The 18575-nt window shown below is 67.5% G+C and carries 17 protein-coding genes; 10 read left to right on the forward strand and 7 right to left on the reverse strand.

The features are described 5' to 3' along the window. Positions 1–621: 621 nt before the first annotated feature. From FB157_RS30440 to FB157_RS30450, 3 genes are all read left to right on the forward strand, one after another. Positions 622–1017, forward strand: a complete 396-nt coding sequence (locus FB157_RS30440; RefSeq protein WP_261386626.1) for a hypothetical protein — start codon at positions 622–624, stop codon at positions 1015–1017. Between the two features lie 8 nt (positions 1018–1025). Beyond that, complete coding sequence (locus tag FB157_RS30445; protein WP_145883849.1) at positions 1026–1358, forward strand: DUF732 domain-containing protein; 333 nt, start codon at positions 1026–1028, stop codon at positions 1356–1358. Positions 1359–1909: 551 nt separating this feature from the next. Continuing rightward, the gene (locus FB157_RS30450) at positions 1910–2197 is read left to right on the forward strand and encodes a WhiB family transcriptional regulator (protein WP_145883850.1); all 288 of its coding nucleotides are present in this window, start codon (positions 1910–1912) and stop codon (positions 2195–2197) included. 827 nt (positions 2198–3024) lie between these two features. On the opposite strand, the gene FB157_RS47560 is transcribed toward FB157_RS30450, so the two are convergent. From FB157_RS47560 to FB157_RS30480, 6 genes are all read right to left on the reverse strand, one after another. After that, on the reverse strand, positions 3025–3855 hold the full coding sequence (locus FB157_RS47560) for a helix-turn-helix transcriptional regulator (RefSeq protein ID WP_186581762.1): 831 nt from the start codon (positions 3853–3855) through the stop codon (positions 3025–3027). A 1206-nt stretch (positions 3856–5061) separates the two neighbouring features. Next, on the reverse strand, positions 5062–5259 hold the full coding sequence (locus FB157_RS30460) for a hypothetical protein (RefSeq protein WP_145883852.1): 198 nt from the start codon (positions 5257–5259) through the stop codon (positions 5062–5064). Between the two features lie 281 nt (positions 5260–5540). Then, on the reverse strand, positions 5541–6728 hold the full coding sequence (locus FB157_RS30465; RefSeq protein ID WP_145883853.1) for a pitrilysin family protein: 1188 nt from the start codon (positions 6726–6728) through the stop codon (positions 5541–5543). 26 nt (positions 6729–6754) lie between these two features. After that, on the reverse strand, positions 6755–8932 hold the full coding sequence (locus FB157_RS30470; RefSeq protein ID WP_145883854.1) for a nucleoside-diphosphate kinase: 2178 nt from the start codon (positions 8930–8932) through the stop codon (positions 6755–6757). Further along, complete coding sequence (locus tag FB157_RS30475; protein ID WP_186581763.1) at positions 8929–9675, reverse strand: adenosylhomocysteinase; 747 nt, start codon at positions 9673–9675, stop codon at positions 8929–8931. Before FB157_RS30475 ends, FB157_RS30470 begins: the two co-directional genes overlap by 4 nt. 476 nt (positions 9676–10151) lie before the next feature. Continuing rightward, positions 10152–11747 (reverse strand): helix-turn-helix transcriptional regulator, encoded by a 1596-nt coding sequence (locus FB157_RS30480; protein ID WP_145883856.1) that lies wholly within the window; start codon positions 11745–11747, stop codon positions 10152–10154. Positions 11748–11919: 172 nt separating this feature from the next. Between FB157_RS30480 and FB157_RS30485 the strand changes: the two genes are divergently transcribed. Then, complete coding sequence (locus FB157_RS30485) at positions 11920–12642, forward strand: guanylate kinase (protein ID WP_145883857.1); 723 nt, start codon at positions 11920–11922, stop codon at positions 12640–12642. Between the two features lie 271 nt (positions 12643–12913). Here the strand turns inward: FB157_RS30485 and FB157_RS30490 are convergent, their stop codons facing one another. Beyond that, positions 12914–13111, reverse strand: a complete 198-nt coding sequence (locus FB157_RS30490; protein ID WP_145883858.1) for a hypothetical protein — start codon at positions 13109–13111, stop codon at positions 12914–12916. 109 nt (positions 13112–13220) lie between these two features. Here FB157_RS30490 and FB157_RS30495 point away from each other — a divergent pair, with 109 nt between their 5' ends. The 6 genes from FB157_RS30495 to FB157_RS30520 all read left to right on the forward strand — a co-directional run. Continuing rightward, positions 13221–13475 carry a hypothetical protein gene (locus FB157_RS30495; RefSeq protein ID WP_145883859.1) on the forward strand — a complete coding sequence of 85 codons (255 nt, stop codon included), beginning with the start codon at positions 13221–13223 and terminating at the stop codon, positions 13473–13475. A gap of 140 nt (positions 13476–13615) precedes the next feature. After that, entirely contained in the window at positions 13616–13975 is a 360-nt protein-coding gene (locus FB157_RS30500) for a helix-turn-helix domain-containing protein (protein ID WP_145883860.1), read from the forward strand. A 419-nt stretch (positions 13976–14394) separates the two neighbouring features. Further along, positions 14395–14826, forward strand: coding sequence for an iron-sulfur cluster assembly accessory protein (locus FB157_RS48770; RefSeq protein WP_145883861.1), 432 nt, complete (start codon positions 14395–14397; stop codon positions 14824–14826). Positions 14827–15529: 703 nt separating this feature from the next. Continuing rightward, the gene (locus FB157_RS30510) at positions 15530–16192 is read left to right on the forward strand and encodes a response regulator transcription factor (RefSeq protein ID WP_145883862.1); all 663 of its coding nucleotides are present in this window, start codon (positions 15530–15532) and stop codon (positions 16190–16192) included. Continuing rightward, positions 16189–17565 carry a sensor histidine kinase KdpD gene (locus FB157_RS30515; RefSeq protein WP_145883863.1) on the forward strand — a complete coding sequence of 459 codons (1377 nt, stop codon included), beginning with the start codon at positions 16189–16191 and terminating at the stop codon, positions 17563–17565. Before FB157_RS30510 ends, FB157_RS30515 begins: the two co-directional genes overlap by 4 nt. An 85-nt stretch (positions 17566–17650) precedes the next feature. After that, on the forward strand, positions 17651–18575 hold a 925-nt coding region (locus FB157_RS30520), incomplete at its 3' end, for an IS701 family transposase (protein ID WP_145883864.1).

Raw genomic sequence — 18575 nt, forward strand, 5'->3', positions numbered from 1 at the left:
CGCCCTCGCTCCGTGTCCACGTCAGACTCGGCGATCTCGCCCCCGACGACCTGGGGGTCCAGGCGGTCTCGGACCACGTCGACACGGACGACCGCACCACGGACACAACGGCAGCGGCCCCGAAACCGGCAGGCGGCCCGGACACGGAGAGCATCTTGGGATACGAGAGCCAGCTCCTCTCGACCGCGGGGGCCCCTCGGCTGCACGATACGCATCCTCCCCTCCCTCCGCCTGCTCGCGTCGGGCGCGGAACTTGGCCCGGTGGCGACACTGTCGGAGGAGACAAGAAGGGCGCCTGGGAGCTGATGCGGTGAGGGTTCCGCCCCTTCAACGCTGCGCGGGGCTCCGTTGATACGTGTGCGCGCAAGTGCCCCAAACTGCGTCCTATCTATGGCCACCACGCGGTCGTGTCTTTCGGTGTGTGCGAAGATCCAAACACAGCATCACAACACCGCCATACCCCCTCGCGCAGGCATCGGTGGAGGCACCAGCATCGCGGTCATGCGCAAAACCCTCACCACTGCCGTATCCCTCGTGGCCTTACTCACGACGCTCACGGCATGCAGCAGCAACTCCCCCAGCCAGCACAGTTCGGATGGGAAAGCCTCCACCCTTGTCAGCATGCCTATCACCGCCGATTGCGCCTTTAGGCGCGTCTCGGCCGCAGTCTCGTCCGCGAGGGGGCCCGGCTTCGTAACGGCCGCGATCGACCCGAACCACCTGCTCGGCCGTCCCCACCAGTACACGTCCAAGGTCACCTTCGACGACAGTCGGGTCCCGGCCGACCAGATCAGGGGCATGGACAAGGGCGACGTCGGTCGCGGTGGCGCCATCGAGGTGTTCGGCAGCCCGGCCGACGCAAATGCCCGTGCCAGGTACATCCAGGCGGTCTTGAAGTCGATGCCACCACTCGCCGAGTACGACTACGTGCACGGGAGGGTCCTCGTACGCGTCTCGCACTACCTCACGCCGAAGCAGGCCGCCGCGTACAAGACAGCCGCCGGCGAACTGGACTGAGGCCGGGAATGAAGCAATCCCTTACCGCTGGTGCCGCCGTGTTCGCCGCGCTGATACTGGCTGGTTGCTCCGGCAGCGGCCCCAGTGCCGACGACAAGAAGTACGCGGAGGCCGTCACCGCCGCCGATCCCGCCGACTTCAGTGACATCCCCACCGACAAGCTTGCGCACGCGCTCGGCTCCGAGGGCGACGAGTTGTGCGGCCAGTTGAAGAGGGGCTCGTTCGAGGCTGCGGCGGCGTATGCGAAGACCGAGTTCTCCGACACGGAGACGGCCGCGCTCATCTCGGCCGCGGTGCTCGTCTACTGCCCTGATCAGAAGAGCAAGATCCCTAAGGGGTGAGGCTCATACTGGCGGCGGGAGGTCATGAACGCTGTGTGGCGCGAACTGGAGGCGGCCGCGTCTGGAAAATGCTCGAGCTGCACCGCGAAGTCATCGGCAAGTGCGCCGAGTGCAGGCGGGGCTGCGCCCGTGCCAGAGCCTCCTCTTCTTCCTCGCCGGCCGTCGGGGACGATCCCATGGTTGTGCTGTCCGCGGCGGCAGGCCCGTGACTCGTGTACAGGACGGTGCTCTTCTGCTTTGAGTCTTCGACTGCGCTCTTCGCGACGAGCCGGTCAAGGGTGTTGCACGATGGTGGTGTCCCGAGCGTGCTCGGGGAGTGCTTCCTCCAACTCGCTGGTGGCCTGCGCAGCCATGCGCGGTTCCCGGGGGTGCTTGTCCAGGATCTGCTTGAGGAGATCGTCCAGTGATGGCGCGGCGGCCTGGTTCGCTGCCGACTTGTGGCCCGGTGAGCTGCGGCCCGGGGCTTCGCACGGGGCCGTGGACGGTGTGACCTGGCGGGCGTTCCGTGCGGCGGGCAGCGTAGGGTCGTTGCGGATATCGAGGGGGAAGCCATGACCGTCGAGGGATGGGTGGAGAGCGCTGCCTGCCGCCATGCCGACCCGGACGAACTGTTTGTCCAGGGGGCCCAGCAGAACCGGGCCAAGACGCTTTGCCATGGATGCTCAGTGCGCACCGAATGCCTGGCCGAAGCCCTCGACAGTCGCATTGAGTTCGGCGTGTGGGGCGGTATGACGGAGCGCGAGCGCCGGAACCTGCTGCGTCGCAGACCCGATGTCGCATCGTGGCGAGCACTGCTCGGCGAAGCACGCCAGGCGTTCGAACACCCCGCGGTCAGCTGACCGGTGCAGCTGCCAAGTACGCTGCCGGGGGCCTTTTCGCGAGCGGCTGCCCCGGGGCCCCGTGGTGCGGCCTGCCGATCATTGAGGACTGATACGAGTCTCCGACCCTAGTCTGCCGGAGGCTTGGTAGTGCCGGGGTCCGGACGCGCAGCGGTGGACAGGCTCGCTGGAGCGGCTGGTGATGGCACACATTGACTGAGGTGTACGAGGCGGAAGCTTGCTGGCGGTCGGGAGGCGCAGCCACGTTGGCGGCATGGGGTGTTCGTGGGGGCTGGCCGTGCTGCGGACGGTCGGGCATGTGCGGGGGTGGTTGGGCCTGTTCGCGTGGCGTCGCTCGTGGCAACCGGGTGCACCCTGTTCACGGCAGGCGCATGGGCGCCAGAACCTGACGGCCTTTTTCGTGATGCGCGGCGGGATGACAGTCTTCCTGGTCATCCCAGTGCTGGCGGCTGTCTACCTCAACTCCCTTGACTGGCAAGACGTGTCCTACGTGGGAGCTGGCCGACGGTCGGCCCGGCGAGGACGCGGCAGTTGTGCGGACCTGATCTGCCGCCGAAGACGCCTGCTACTGCGACTACGCCAGGATGATGATCCTAGAGGAGGGCGAGTAGTGCGGTCGTGCTCGCGCAGCGGATCGGATCGGATCGGATTGTGGGAGGATCACTCTGCTGACGCCCTTCCGCGGGAACCCCCGGGCCGACCTGGCCGGACCGTTCGTCTCGCAGTTCCTGCTCCAGCCCGTCCAGTACGGCACACTGCGTGTGCCGCAACTGCACGACACCATCTCGCGGGGCGCCCCCCTACTGGGGGCACCCCGCAACGCCAGGTCAGGTGTAGGCAGAGCGGAGGATCCCCCGGGTGTCAACGCCTGTTTCCTGCTCGGGCCGGGGATTGTACAGCACAATCAGCAGGTCCGGGAACTGGGGAATACGCATCCGGGTGACATCGAAGTGCAGCACCCCGAGGTCGGGATGGTCGACGACCTTGACGTTGACACCCTCGGCCTGTACATCGTGCCGTAACCACAGCTCTGCGAACTCCGTGCTGATCTTCACGAGTTCACTGACGACGATCTCGTAACCGAGGTCTCCGGGCCGGGTGGCCATCCCGTATCGGTATTGCGCCACGATCCGGGGCGCCAGTTCCCCCCAGTTCAGGACACGGGAACGCAGCTCGGTACTGGTGAAGAAGGTGACGAGGGAGTTCCGGTCGGTCTTGCGGTACCCGAGGATGTCGTACGTGGCCTGGTTGGCGATGACCAGGTTCCAGTACGGGTCGAACACGAACGCCGGGTAGGGGAGGTTGTTCTCCGTCAGATGTGTCAGCATGACATCCACCTTGAGCGGCTCGAAGCTCAGTGGCAGGGGCGGATTGAGACCGGCCTGCACATATAGATAGGTACGCTCGGCCTGGTCAAGGCGGAGCACCTTGGTGATGGCGTCCAGCACCTGCGGAGACACCGAGATGTTCCGGCCCTGTTCGAGCCACTGGTACCAGGAGGCGCTGACCCCGGCAAGAAAGGCCACTTCCTCCCGCCGCAGTCCGGGAGTCCTGCGACGGCCGTAGTCCGGGATCCCGACGTCCTCCGGAGTCAGCCGGCCGCGCCGGTTGACCAGGAAGTCCCGCAACTCTCTGCGCCGACGGCCCTCGGCCGCCAAGCACCGGCCGGAAACCGCCGCACCAGACCCGGACGGCTCCGCCGCCGACGACGCTCCCGATACGTGCGCAGGGGATTCCGCCCCCGAATTCCCGCTTACCGCATGCACGATCTGCACCCCCTTCCGGCCGCACTCCCCAGCGGCCCGCGTCTCGTGCGATCCCAGCCCTCCGTACGGAAAGACGTGGGAACCGGTACTCGCAGGTGAAGCCCCCTTGTTTGCGTGTGAGCGAGCTGGCGAATCCACAGCGCGCTGCCGAAGACACACGCAAGGCTTTCCTTGACCGCGGCCGCCCTTGTCGCGGGGATCAGCTCGTACGGGTCGCCGTTCTTGAGAACACATCCGGCAATCCCGCCGCGCACGGCCCGGTCGGCGTGGTCGTCGGTGCCCGACGACGTCAGGGCGACGAGACAGGTTCCAGGCACCATGCCGCGTAACGCCCGTGGTGTCCCTCCTGAGGTGGCGCCGATCATGCCGCTGTTGATGAGCAGCACGTTCGGCTTGTGTACCATCACCAACATCGTCGCCTCGCCCCCACAAGTGGCTCGGCGGCCAAGTGAATGTCGGGCGCCTGGTGCAGGATGACGCGGATGCCGTTACGGGTCAGCACCTCGTTGTCTGCGACGACGATACAGATCATGTCACTGTGCCTCCGTCCGAGCCCCGAAGCGGACTGACGTGCGAGAGTCCCGTGGCCAACCGAGCGAGGCGAGCGGTTACGGTCGTCGAAGATCTGTACACGTTGGACCTGTCTGTAGTTCACACAGGTTCCACGGGTAGGGGGACCGGTCGGGTTCACAGATCCATCCCGCGGCGTGTCTGTCCGGCGCGCCGTCGTCATACAGCGTCCATGTCAGGCGCCGTTCATCGTGAGGGTGTGCCAGGCGTCGCCAGAAGACGTGGTCGGGTGCCCAGCCCTGGGTAAGCAGAGTGGCCCCGATTCGGTCGCCGTTGCCCGCAGCAACCCGCTCTGCGGAGTGGACGACGTGGGCCAGGCAGGGGAGGTTCAGGCAGCGGGTGAGAGCCGCCGAGGTGAGCGCTGTGGTTACGCCGCTGCAACGGGGCCTGTTCGCGTGCTCGACCAAGGCGTCGATCAGTTCCACGGCCCAACGGTCGGTGGCTTCGTCCTGCGCGGCGCACAGCACTGGGGCGTAGCCCACCGCAGTGCCGTCCAGCCGGGCCAGGTAGGGAAGCAGCCCAGAGCGCTCAGGCGCCCTCCTGAGCTAGCAGGGTGGCGGTGTCCCAGTCGGCGGAGTGACCGGTCCGCGCTGCCCTCGACCATGGCCCGGCCAGCCGTTCGGTGATCCGGTCGTCGTCCAGCGCTGCATGGGCGGGACTGATCACGACGCCGTGCAGGGTCAGGGCAGCGGAGGTGGCAACGTTCGGGCCCGCGGGATGGATCACTAGCTGATGGTGCGCTGCCAGGGCTCGCTCAGCCGGACGGTCCCGGGCGCCCGGAGGACCACCGCTGTCGCTGCGGGTTCCAGGGCATGCGCCTGCTCGGCGAGGTGTGTAAGCCAAGCAGCTCGGTCAGCAGTTCCTCGTCGCAGTACTCGACCGGAAGCTGACGCTCGTTCGGCAACGGGCTTCGTGTACGCCGACGACGTAGCGGTGGCCCCGAGCACGCTCCACGAGTACAGCGGCGGCTTCGGCGAAGGAGCGCTGGGAGGCGGGCGCTGCGGGGTTCACGTGGCTTCTGGGCGGACCACGGTGACAAAGTTCGCCAGTACCTCGGCGGCCGCCCGCTGCACGTCGGTGGCCGACACAGCGGCGACATCGGCAAGCTCCCGGGTGATGTCCCAACGCCTGGGGTGGTGCAGGGCCCGAGAGGCGAGCAGCCGGACGTGCTCCAGCGGTGTCTCCTTGTCCAGGATCAGGTTCGTCCGGGCGTGCCGCAGCGCCGCCTGCAGATGGCGGTCGGTAGGCCCCTGGTGCGCCAGCCGGGACAGTTCGTGGGTGACGATGTCCACCGCTTTGGGGCCGTTGCCTCTCTCCACGCCGATCAGCACCCGCCAGGCGCCGGCTTCGGTGTAGCCGCGGTCCCATGCCTGGAACGAGTAGGCCAGACCTGCTGCGACCCGCAGCTCCTGGTACAGCACCGAGTAGGCGCTGCCGCCAAGCAGGTTGGCCAGTACGGCGTACCGATGGCGGTTGGCGTCGGCCAGGCCGTGCGAGCGGCCGCCGACGGCCACCCAGCCGGAGGAGTTGGGCCAGGCAGGCTGGCTGGCGCGGACCGCGCCGAGCGGCACCGGGGCCGGTGGCGCGGATTCGGCACGACGCCCGGTCGGCAGGCCCGCCAGCGCCCGGGGCAGCCGCGGTCCGACCACGGCCAGCGCCATCGGGGCGGTCAGGAACCGTTCACGGTGGCCGCGGACGACCGCGTCGAGATCGAGACTGGTGATCTCGGGCACGGTTCCGCCGACCGGGCGGCCGAGGGGGTGGTCGGCGAAGATCGCGCCGAGGAAGGCATCCTGGACCACGTCCGCGGGGTCGGCCTCAGCGGCAGCGAGCTCTTGCAGCACTGCCGAGCGCTCGGCCTCCAGCGTGGCCGCATCCAGAACTGGGCTGAGCAGGCTGCGCAGCAGGAGGTCGGCGACCTCGTCCGCGTCCTCGGCGGCAACCTGGGCGTAGAACAGCATGTGTTCCAGACCTGTCTCGGCGTTGGCGCTGCCGCCCAGGCTCTCGATGTGCTGGACCAGCGGGCCGGTATCGCCGACGGGGGCCGCCATCAGCAGGTGATCGAGCATGTGGGCTAGGCCGCCGCGGCCGGCCGGATCATGGCGCGCCCCGTACGCTATGGCGACGCAGATGCTCGTCGTTCGCAGCTGTTCGTCGAGCGCGTGGACCAGATGTATCTGATCGGCAAAGGTCATCGGGTTTCCTTGGGGTGGTGCGAGAGTCAGGTTGCCGAACGGTGAAGTTCCTGTTCGGCAAGCTCCGTGAGTCGGTGGACGAGCGTCGCGGGGGGTGTGGCCGCCAATCCCGCGTGGTCCTGACGGCGGAGCGCGGCGCCAGCGGCGAAGCGGCCGCAGAACAGGGCGTCCGCCAGCCGGCCGGCGGCGAGCAGCGCGTGGGCGTCGGCGAGTGTTCGGTGGTCGGTCCCGGGCGACGCTGCCTTCCGCAGCGTCGCCCGGACCCCTGCCTCGCTCGACTCCGCCACCTGCCACGCCTCACACAGCACCTCCCACAGGTCCAGCCGGCCGATCGTCCGGAGGTCCGCGGGGACCCATTTGGGCTTGTGGTAGCGCACTGGCTGGTTGGCCAGCGCCGCCACGGTCAGTGCAAAGGCGGCCGACCGGATCCCCGACCAGCCTGGCCTGCCGCCGCGCCGCGGATTCCGCACCGCTCGTAGCACCCTGTCCAAGTGCGCGGCCAGCAGCGCGGGCGGCACTGACTGCTGTGCGGCGCGGTCGGCCAGTCGGCGTGCCTGGCCCTGGTTATCCAGCAGAGGCAGGCCGGTGAACTGCGCGGCCAGTCCCAGCCGGTGCAGGACGGTAGGGAAGAGGTTCGCTGAGGACAGCGACGGGTGCTGAGCGGCGGTCAGCCACTCGGCCTCGTCGAGCGAAAGGTACTCGACGAGCACCTCCACGCCGTTGCGGATAAATCGCGGCCGGTGCCGACCGTCGGCCAACGACCCCGCGCTGTGTACGACCAGCAGGTTGAGGTCGGAGTCGGGGCACGCACGATTGCGCCCCACCGAGCCGGTGACCAGCACCGCGGCGGTGCCTGGTGCGCGCCCGAGTGACACGGCGAGCTGCCAGGCGACGTCGATCCGGCGCACGCTGTCGGCGGTGCCGGGGAAGTCGTCCACCTCGCACCGTCGGCCGGCCTGCAAAGCTCGAGCTGCGCGTTCAGCTTCGAGTCCGCCGGTTAGGGTCGCCACCGCGCGCCGTCGGCCAGCCAGTTCGAGGAACGGATGGGTCAGCACCGCTGCGGGATCCGTACCAGCCTTCCTCAACCGGCGCCCCGGGGAGGTCTGTTCCGGCGGGACACCGAACCAGGTCAGGGTGTCGTGCATCGCCTCGGCCACGCCGTTGCTCAGGTGTATTCCGTTGTTGGTGCGGTGTACCGGCTCGCCGGTCGTTCCGCGCAGCGGAAACAGGCCGGCCAAGGCATCGCCGCGCAGACTGCCCGGTAGTGCTTGGGCGGGATCGGTTACGCCACAGAACTCTTGGCTCACGCGCTTCCAGCTCAGCGCCTGTCTGCCGACGGCGGACACCAGGACGGCCACCGTGCTGTTCTCGGGGTGCTCCAGCTGGGCGAGCACCCCGGGCATGTGCGGATTCACCACGATGACCGGTTCGCCCCCGTTGAAGTCGGGATCCTGGAAGACGTTCACAGATAGACAGTCGCCGATCTCGTTGGGGCCGTCGACCGCTCCGCTGTCCAGTCCGCGCAGCTCGGCGGAGGCCGTGCTCCACTTCTCCAGCTGTCCCGGGGTGAGTCGTCCCTCGGCGAGCAGCCGGTAGGCGGGCACCACGTCGAGGTCATGCGGACGCGTGCCGAACCGGGCTTGGAACTCGGGTCGGTCGTAAACTCGCAGCAGAGTGATTCGTTCCTCCGCGGTGAGGGTCCCGCGCCGCGCCAGCTCGGTGTGCGGGTGGTAGTGAGCCGTCGCGGCCCCGCTGTCGATGATCTCCTGCCCCGGAAGCACTTTGGCCTGGTCGGCGCGGTAGCCGCACTCGGCCAGCCGGTCCGCCAGCTCACGTAGGGCCGAAGCAGTGACCGTCATGCCCGGTTTGAACAGGAGCACGCCGTCCGCCCCTGGTTGATCGTATGCGGCATGGGGGTGCCGCCAGCGGCCGCTGAGCAGGAGCGACTCCAGCCAGGGAGAGGCACAGGCTTCGGCATCCGGCACCCGGCGCAGGCTGCGGCGGAGCATGGCCGCCGCCCACCAGGTCGCGTCGCACGGCAACCGGCTGGGAATGGTCAGGGCCAGGTCGGGGCCGCTGCCGTCGAGCAGGATCACGGTTTCGGCCGGCCCGGTCGGGGTCACGCGGAGAGCACGGGTCTGGTCGGAGATCAGGTCTAGCAGGCGCCCGTAGTCCAGCTCGCCCGAGATCGTGAGCCGGGTCACAGTCCGACCAGCTCTTCCTGCGTTCCGCTCATCGCGCGTCCTGCGTGGGCCAGGAACTCCTCGATGGCGTCTTCGCCGTGGGCGGCCGAGAGGAACCAGTTGTGCATCGGGGGGACGAAGCAGCCCTCGACCACCAGATTTCCTGCGAAACGCCGCATCTCGAAGTACTCGTCTTCACCGTCCACTGTGACGTGCGGCATGGCTGCCGGCCCGGTCATCTCGACACCCTGGTCCAGCAACACGGTGCAGCACGCCGCGTCATCCAGGAGGATGGTGGGCCCATCGCCGTCCAGCCAGCTCAGCGCTTGATCGACGCACCACCAGAACTCGTCCGGGCCCTGGCGCTTCCAGGTGAACACGGGGACGCCGAGCCGGTCGCCACCTGGTCCCGCCGCCACCGCGGCGGCTGCAGGATCCTGGGTCGGCAACACGTTGGAGCCTGTCCAGCGGACCTGGGCGCCGAGCTGGACCAGTGTTTCGATCAGCACTGTCCTCTGAACGGTCGTGCGGACAGTACCGGTGATCCTGGCACGGGCCAACGGAGCGCTCACGGCGTAACACGCGCGCAGCGCCATCAGGACCGGCATCTCGTGTTCCGCCAGTCGGATCGCATTACGGCCCTGTGCTGCGAGCGAGAAATCCCGCCCCCGGAAATCCGGATCGGTACGGCGGTCGTTGTGAAAGGTGTGCGGCTTCCGGGCGGAGGCATCCGGCCCCACGCTCGGAGTGGTAGAAGAGGTCATGCCCAGTCGTCCCTGCGTCTGCGGTCTTGCTTGGAGCATCGTTTTTATGGGACTGACTGCTCAAGGGTTTTCTCGTTTCCTGATTGAACAGGAAACGTGCCGGCCATGGGCGAACCGCCAGGCCGTCGTATGTGCTGCATGGGAAACGGTTCGAGAAGCCGGGCCGAAATTCCGCGGCGACACGATCGGCGTGGCCCAGTGCCGCGTTTCCTCCTCGAGGAAACCTATTGTCCGTACGGATTACCGTCGGCAAGACTCTTGAGCCAGGAGAACGCTGGCCCGAAAAATCCCGCGGAACCTGACAAACCCCTTGCCAGGAGAGGAAGGGTCCAAGACGCGTAACCACAAGGTGGGTCTCCGCCTGCGTCTGAGCAAGGCCAAGGTCAGCCGCAGAGTTGGCCGGCGGCGTGTGCCACGGGCGTTCTCACGTCCATGGCACACGCTTCCTTCTCGTTCCCCTGCTCCTACTGCCACGATCAGTAGGAGCCGACTGGCTCCTTGCCCGAGCCAAGGCGCGGTCTTTCAAGTGGGCTGGACGGACTGCAGTTGCCGTGCCGCAACAGGCTCAGGATCCTGGTGACGTCCGAGAGTTCGATGGACACAGCGTCCATGTTCAGACGGTCGGCGTGCGCGATGGCAAGGCGCAGGTTCAACTCCTCCGCCTTACACCACCGCCAGGCGTGCTCCGAGGTCGGAAAGCGGCCTGTTTCGACCACCGCTCCGTCGTGTTCTGGGCTCAACAGTACGCATAGTGCCTCCTGCGCGGTGCGCTGGTACCACTCCAGGAGTCGGCGGGAGCCCTCGTCGCACTTCTGCCGGTCTAGGGCGGCCAGCTCCGCCGCATAGACCCGCAGGAGACGGTGAACGCGGTAGCGGCCCCGGCTGGGCTGCTCTACCAGGTGCACCTGGTAGAGGGCGTCGAGTCGGCGCCAGGCGGTCGCCTCATCCGTGTCCAGCAGGAGGGCGGCCGCGGCCAGCGAAGTGCCGGTTTCGGCATGCCTGCCGAGAAGGCGGAAGGCATGGGCGACTTCGTCGTCCAGGGCCCGATACGACTGCTCGAACGCCGCTCTGATCGAAGCCCCCTCGTCGTTTCCGGCAGACAACAGATCAAGACAGACCGCATTGCTGCCCAACCCGTTCAAGACGCCTTGGGCTCCTGCCAGCAGGCTCTCCGCGGCGATCCGTAACGCTAGCGGCAAGTGTCCGCAGCGTCCCACCACCTCGGCCACGGTCGCAGGGGCTACGCCCAGCTGTCGCTGCCGCGTCACCTGGCGAAACAGCTCGCAGGACTCGTTCGTGGACAACGGCTGGAGGGTGACCCGGGTGGCCCCGTTCCTGGCGACCAGGCCCGGGAGACGGTCCCTGCTGCCGACCAGCACAAGACTGCCTGGCGCGCTGGGCAGTTGCGGACGTACCTGCTCGGCGGACACCGCGTTGTCGAGCACGACGAGCACCCGGCGCTTCGCCAGCAGAGTGCGATAGAGCGCTGCCCGTTCCACGGTCTCCTGCGGGATCTCTTCGGCCCTTATCCCGAGAGCCTGCAGGAAACCCGCGAGTACCTGCGCGGCATCCGCTGCAACGCCGCCGGGACGCAGATCGTAGAAGAGGACCCCGCCGGGGAACTGCTCGGCGACGCGGTGCGCCCACTGGAGCATGAGAGCTGTCTTTCCCACGCCTGCCATTCCGTCCACGACGATGACGGCCGCTGCTTCACGGCTCTTGGTGCGGAACCGATCGAAGGCAGCGTCCAGCGCGGCCAGCTGCATCGTCCGTCCGATAAAGGGGACGGTGGACATGGGCAGTTGGGCCGGCCTCTGGGGTTGCGCCCGCGGCGCACCCAGGCCAGCCTGGTAGGCAAGCAGCAACTCGCCGCCAGCGCCGAGGGCCTTGTCGCAGCTGCGTGCCAGCTGCGACGAGGCAGGCTTCTCGCCGTTCTCGACTTTACTCAGATGGCCCTTGCTGTAATGCACCAGGGTCGCCAGTGCCTGCAAGGACATCTTTCGGCCAGTCCGATGGGCATGCAGTTTGCTGCCGAATGGTGATCTGCCCTCGGTTGGCATGTGTTCCTGCAACGTGTCGTCTCCTGTCGTTTCCTACTACAGGAAACGGAAGGATCATCGCTGGCGGTTCCCCCTACGCTGGTGACGCATGGTCCGCTGACCCCTGTCGGCTCGCTTCGAGACGTCCAAAACGGGGAGTCAGCCCCTCAGTGCCGCCCTCTCCGAGCCGAGGTGATCCCCGCTCATGCCCAGTGACACCGCACCGTTCCTCACCGCGCCCTCGGGCCTTCTGTTCGTGCTCTCGGGCCCGTCGGGCACGGGAAAAACCTCCCTGGCCCAGGCCCTGGTTGAGGCCGACCCTGCACTGGGCCACGCCCGGTCGGTAACGACCCGGAAGCCGCGCCCCGGCTGGGGTGAGGAGCACTTCGACCACGTGAGCCGTGACGAGTTCCTCTGGATGGTCGCCGACGGTGAGTTCGCCCACTGGTTTCATCCGTCCTACGACGAGTACTGCGGAACACTCCGCACTCCGCTGGAGAGGGCCCTCTCCGCTGGGCGAGACCTGGTGTTCGACTACTGCCCTGAGGGGTACTTGAATCTGAAGCGTTGCTTCCCCGGGCAAACGGTCGGCGTCTTCGTGATGGCGCCCAGTGTGGAACTCATGGACCAGCGCTTGGCCGGCCGCGGAAGCGAGAATACCGAGGAGCGGGAACTACGGCACGCAAGGGCACTGCGCGACTTCAACTTCGTGGACCAGCACGACTATCACGTGGTCAATGACGAGTTCGGCCACACGCTGGAGACCTTGCGCGCGATTCGCCGGGCCGAGAAGGCTCGGTTGTGCCGCCAGCAACCGGTGCTGGATGCCTACGCACGCTACGCCGAGCCGACAATGCTGCGCTACCACCCGATGCCGGCACCTTCTTCGTGCCCTCCTGATCACGAGGGCAGCATCAGGAACTCCTGACGTGCTCCCTGGCCTGACGCCCACCGACCGGCACCCCCAGCCCGGGCTGGGGGTGCCGGTCGGTGGGCGTCTGCTGCCGGGGGCTGTCCGTATTCACTGCTGGGGCCGGCGGCCAGTGCACGCCGTCGCGTATGGCCAGGCATGATTCGGATTAGTCGGCCCTGCTCAAGACAGGCAACCTGCGGGCGGCAACATCCGGTCCGCTATGAAAACTTCAGGTGCCCGAGGTGCCGTTGCCGAGCCTGGCCCGGCAAGCCGGCGACCACAACATTCACCGTTGGGGTCGATCCAGGTCGATGATTGCCCCGGCCTGGCGGACATGGTCCCAGGCCATGGTGCGGGCCAGTCCGCAACGTTCGGTGACCTGTACCGTGGCCGTGTCGGGATCACCCCAGGCTTCCGGCTCGACCAGGCGGAACTCCGGACCGTACTTGGAACCCAGTTGCCTTGCGGCGGCCTGGTGCTGCACGCGGCAGGGCAGCGCATCACGCGGTCAGAGTGCAGCCGTCCGAGCACCTCAGGCGGCCCAACCCTGGGTGCCGGGTCTTCCTCTCGACTGGTGATCTATCCTCCGTGCCATGAATGCAGTCATTGCCTGTGTCGCTGGTCTCATGGCGGCCGGGAACCTGGTTCAGGTGATCATCGGTCGCCAGCTCATCAAGCCATCGGCGAGCAAGCGCTCTGCCTCCCAGCTCCGGCGCGAATCCGCGGCTGCCGCTGTTGCAATGATCGGTACTGCGCTGGCGGCGATGCATGTGTTCTGGGGACTGTTGCTGACCGTACGCCGGATGGCCTCGATGATCCTTACACGCAAACAAGCTGTCGCGAATTGAGAGCAGTTGGCGGCCCGCCCAGCCGCAGTGCGGATGGCGGCCTGGTCGTGGATCCGCTCCTGGTGGCTACGCCGTGCCGTACCTGCTGCATTCCGGCTGAGTGACGCTCGATTGCGAGATTGCAATCAGCAGGAGAGTACATGGGTAAAAAGGGATGGTTCGATGCTGGGGGCTTCTACGATGCCCTGGACGCCGCGCGGCTTACGCGAGGTCTCAACTGGAGGCAGATTGCTGCAGGTTCAGGAGTGAGCGCCTCCACGTTGACCCGAATGTCCCAGGGCAAACGGCTGGACGTGGACGGACTTGCGGCACTGTGCGCGTGGTCCGGCCTCGATGCGGGCGACTTTGTCCGCTCGGAGGACAAGGATCGTCCGGTAGCGGAACCACTGGCCATGATCTCCACTTATCTGCGCAACGACCGTAACCTCTGCACCGAGTCGGCCGCCGTGCTGGAGGCAGTCATCAAGATCACTTACGAGCGGCTGCGCCAAAAAGACTAAATATTTCCAGGTGCGACACGACAATGAGAGTGCAGGCCGAGCGTGGCCACTCCGCTCATGCGGCGGCAGTGGGACGACCGTGTTGTCCCCGATCTCTGAGTCTTCATCTGCAGCAATCGCGTTCGGCTGCGTCGGTGCCGTGGGCGGGCGGACGGTGCCCTTGAGTACAGGAGAAGCTCTGTCACGTTCGGCATCATCAGCTCACCGGATCGCCGCTCCTGCGGCCTGCATGATGGTCCTCCGCGGCCGCACCAAGTCTGAGCCGTACAACTCTGTCTCTGCCTGTGACCTCCCCGTACAACCGGTCCGCATGGTCACGAGCAGGCCATGCCCGGGCGCACTGTGTGAACCTCGATCTGTCGCCCGCCGTAGTCACATTGGGGCCCGAAACCCGGGCCAAGGCTGACAGGGAGGGCGCGGTGCAGGAGACGACGCATGCGGTCGAGCTGACGGAGGCTGCCATAGCCAAGGTCGGCGACCTGCTACGGCGGGAGGAGCCCGGGCTGGCGCTACAGGTTTCGGTGCAGCCGGGTGGCTGCTCGGGGCTGCGGTACCAGTTGTTCTTCACCGGCAAATACGCCAAGGCCCTCGTCAAGACTCTGGCAGAGCGGGATGGCGAAGGGCCCGCGGAGGAGGACGACGCGGAGACGGCGGCCCAACGGGCCGCTCTGGTCGCGGAGAATATGTCGGTGGTGTGGTTCGACCGCTTCGCGATGGTGATCGACCCGAAGAGCGGGCCGTATCTAGAGGGGGCAAGCATCGACTACCTGGACACCCTTCAGAAGTCGGGGTTCGTAATCGAGAACCCGAACGCGAATGGGTCCTGCGCCTGCGGCGACTCGTTCCAGTGACCACGCAGGCCTGGACAGCCGAGGTCCCGTTGGCCTGGCTTTGCGCGCAGGACGGCGCCGGCCGTCTACTCGCACGCAGCGAGGCGCCCTGGCCACCGGGCTCGTTCGAGTACCGCGCTGTGCACGATGTACTGGCCCTGACGCTACTGTTCGCCTGCCCGGTCGAAGCCTTGCCCGGAGTCGGCTCGACAGACCTCCGCGCGCTGCGTGCGGTAGTAGCCGACGACGTGGAATGGGCTGTCTGGTGCCAGGAGCGCCTTGACGTCGGCGCTTGGGATTTGCCGCCGACGGACAGGAAACCGGCTGGACGAGCTTTTCACTGGCTGGCGGCGAGCCGGTTGCTGGGCGGTTCCGTCGACGAGGCAACCGGAATCTGCGCGGCTGCGGCAGCATGCCGCGGGGCGGGCGTGAGCGTCGGTGTGGCGTTAGCCCGGCGTGTGCTCGCCCCGTGAATCCCACGGTGCCACGCCGGCCCGGGGCGGTCGCTCAATCGGCCGCGGTCCCCCCATTTCTGTCGTTCCCGGCTCAGACACAGCTTGTCAGCGGTGTGGGGGCTCCGCTGATGACCTCATGAGCTGCAGCGATGTGATCAGCGGGCGAGTCGTCCGACGCTGGCAGGTGGTGTGCAGCTGGCCAACGGCCTGGTGGCTGCCCGAATCGCTCATCGCAGGTACGACCCAGGCCGGAGGGCCGACGGAGGATCATGCGCCCGAGGATCCTGGTAGTTGAGGATGATCACGCCCTGCGGGACGTGCTGTACCGGGGGCTGTACGAAGAGGACTTCGACCCCGTTCTGGCCGCTGACGGCGCCACAGCTCTGTGGCTGGCGACTACCGACATCGCGGCGGCCGTCTTGGATATCGGCCTGCCCGACGCGGACGGACGAGACGTGTGCCAGGCCATGCGGGCGAATGGCTTCTTGGCCCCTGTGATCTTCCTGACCGCCCGGCACCAGCTCACCGACCGCCTGTCCGGCTTTTCCGCCGGAGGCGACGACTACCTGCTCAAACCCTTCCATCTCGCCGAACTCGCCGCCAGGCTGCGTGCAACGCTCAGACGGGCTGCCCCCCAACCCTGCGCCACCACCGGTGATCTGGTCCTGAACGCGGTGGATCACAGCCTGACCGTGAGCGGCGTCCGCGTGACTCTCTCCCCGACGGAGTTCCGGCTGCTGGCCACGCTCGTGGCTGCGGACGGGGCCCTCGTACGCCGTCGGGATCTGGTGCGGGTCGGCTGGCCCGAAGGCGCGCAGGTCAGCGACAACACCTTGGACCAGTACCTGAGCCGGCTGCGCCGCAAGCTGCGTGAGGCGGGCAGCCGACTCACGATCGGTACGGCCCGCAGGATCGGACACCGCCTGTCATGAAACGTGCCTTCCATGTGTTCCATCGCCTTGCCCCGCGCACCTTGCGCGGCAGCCTCTCCCTCGTGGCGCTGACCACTACCACCCTGCTGATGACGATCCTGACCGGGGTGTTCAACATGGTGATGGACCGGCACTTGCAGCACCAAGTGGACTACGAACTGCGGAACCGGGCAGCAGCCGTTGCGACGACCGTCGACACCAGCGGTCCCCGGGTCCGCATCCTGGAAACCGTCAACGACCGCCTTCTCGACGCGAACGTGTGGATCTATGACAGGACCCGTCTCCTGGAAAAGCCTCCGTCCGCCACAGTCCGCAGTCCGCTGACCCAGGCTGCCGACCGGCTGGCCGCGCAGCGGAAGCGTATATGTGCCACCGTCCACGGTCACCGGCCCGTCCGACTGTGCTCCCAGCACATCGCCGGCCGTGCAGCCGCCACCGTCGTCACTGCCCTGGACCTGGCTCCGTACCGGAGTTCGGCTGACACCCTGCTTCTGGGGTCGCTCATCCTGGATGTGGTGATGCTCGGCTGCACTTATGCCCTCACCCGGCTGTCCGTCGGCCGGGCACTGCGACCGGTGCGGACGATGACCGACCAGGCCACGCAGTGGAGCGCCGTGGGCTCCGCCGAGCGGTTCGGCACGGAGGATCAGCCCGCCGAACTCGTCCGCCTGGGTACCTCATTGGACGAACTTCTGGACCGCATACGCACGGTACTGCGCCACGAACAGCAGCTGACGGGAGAGCTGTCCCACGAACTGCGCACGCCGCTCGCCCGGATCATCATGGAACTCGACTGGTGCCGGGCCCGCCCGCGCACGGATGCCGAGACCCGCGCCGCCCATGAGGTGATCGCCGAGGCCGCGCAGTCCATGCGCACGATCTGCGACACGCTCCTCGACGACGCGCGCGAGAATGCGCGCAACCCGGCGACGGTGCCCGGCACAACCGACGTCGTGGCCGCCCTGGACCGCCTGCTCGAGCAACTTGATGCACCGGATCAGGTGAAATCCGCCTTGGAGCCCGGAGCCCCGATGCTGGAGGCGGGGGTCGCACCCGCTCTCCTCGAACGGATCCTCAGCCCGCTGATCGCCAACGCCGTCCGCTACGCCCGCTCCAGCGTGATCGTGTCCGCGCAGCGCCTGCCCGGTTCCGTGCGGATCGATGTCGTCGACGACGGCCCCGGCGTGCCCGAGACGTTCGTGGACGACCTGTTCCAGCCGGGCCGACGCGCCGACACAGGCGACGGACACGACGGCGCGGGCCTCGGGCTGCCGCTCGCGCGGCGCCTGGCCCGCGCCGTCGGGGGTGATGTCTCCTACGACCCCGGACACACGCCCGGGGCCAGATTCACGGTCAGTCTCCCTGCCGGGTGACCGAGTCCAGCCCCTCCCGGGCCTTTGCTTAGTACTGCAACGGTGCTTGCCGTGACTGGTGGCCAGTTGGGTCGTTGGTCTGGTTATGGGTGGGGACCTTGCTGATGTCAGGTTGTGGGCGGGTGAGCTCGAAGCGGTGCATGAGCGGTTTGTGCACCGGTTCAGCCGGGAGGAGCCGCGTCAGTCGGCGCTGGCCTATATGCGCGGGCTGGTCGCGCCGCTGGAGCGGAAGAACGGCTGGACGCTGGCGGAGGAGGCCGGTCATGGCGGTCCCGATCGCATCCACCGGCTGCTGAACCGGATCGACTGGGACGCCGACGAGGTTCTGAACGATGTGCGTGACTACGTCGTCGAGAACCTCGGTGACCGGGATGCCGTCCTGATCGTCGATGACACCGGCCTTCTGAAGAAGGGTGTCCGTTCGGCCGGGGTCCAGCGGCAGTACTCCGGCACCGCGGGACGCACCGAGAACTCCCAGATCGGGGTCTTCCTCGCCTACGCGACGGGCCGCGGACGCACGCTGATCGACCGGCGGTTGTATCTGCCCACGTCGTGGACCGATGACCGTGAGCGCTGCCGGCGGGCGGGCATCGACGACAGTGTCGCCTTCGAGACGAAGGTGGCGATGGCCAAGGCGATGGTCCGCCGGGCCATCGCCGAGAAGATCCCGTTCGGCTGGGTGACGGCGGACGCTGCTTACGGCTTCAGCAAGGGCTGGCGGTTCGAGCTGGAGCAGGCCGATGTCTTCCATGTCATGGCCACCACTCGGCACGACACGGTCGTCACCCGCTGGTCGATCGACCACCCCGTCCACGATCTGTTCCCCGCTCTGCCCCGGCAGAAGTGGAAACGCCGTTCCTGTGGTGAGGGAGCCCACGGCCGGCGGATCTATGACTGGGCCCGCGTTGAGGTGAGGCCCTGGCACCGCGAGGACCGCCGGCATTGGGTGATCGCCCGTCGCAGCGTGAGCAGGCCCGAGGAGATCTCCTACTACATCGCCTACTGTCCCG

The organism is Streptomyces sp. BK340, assembly GCF_007827595.1.
In the GTDB taxonomy this organism is placed as follows: Bacteria; Actinomycetota; Actinomycetes; order Streptomycetales; family Streptomycetaceae; genus Streptomyces.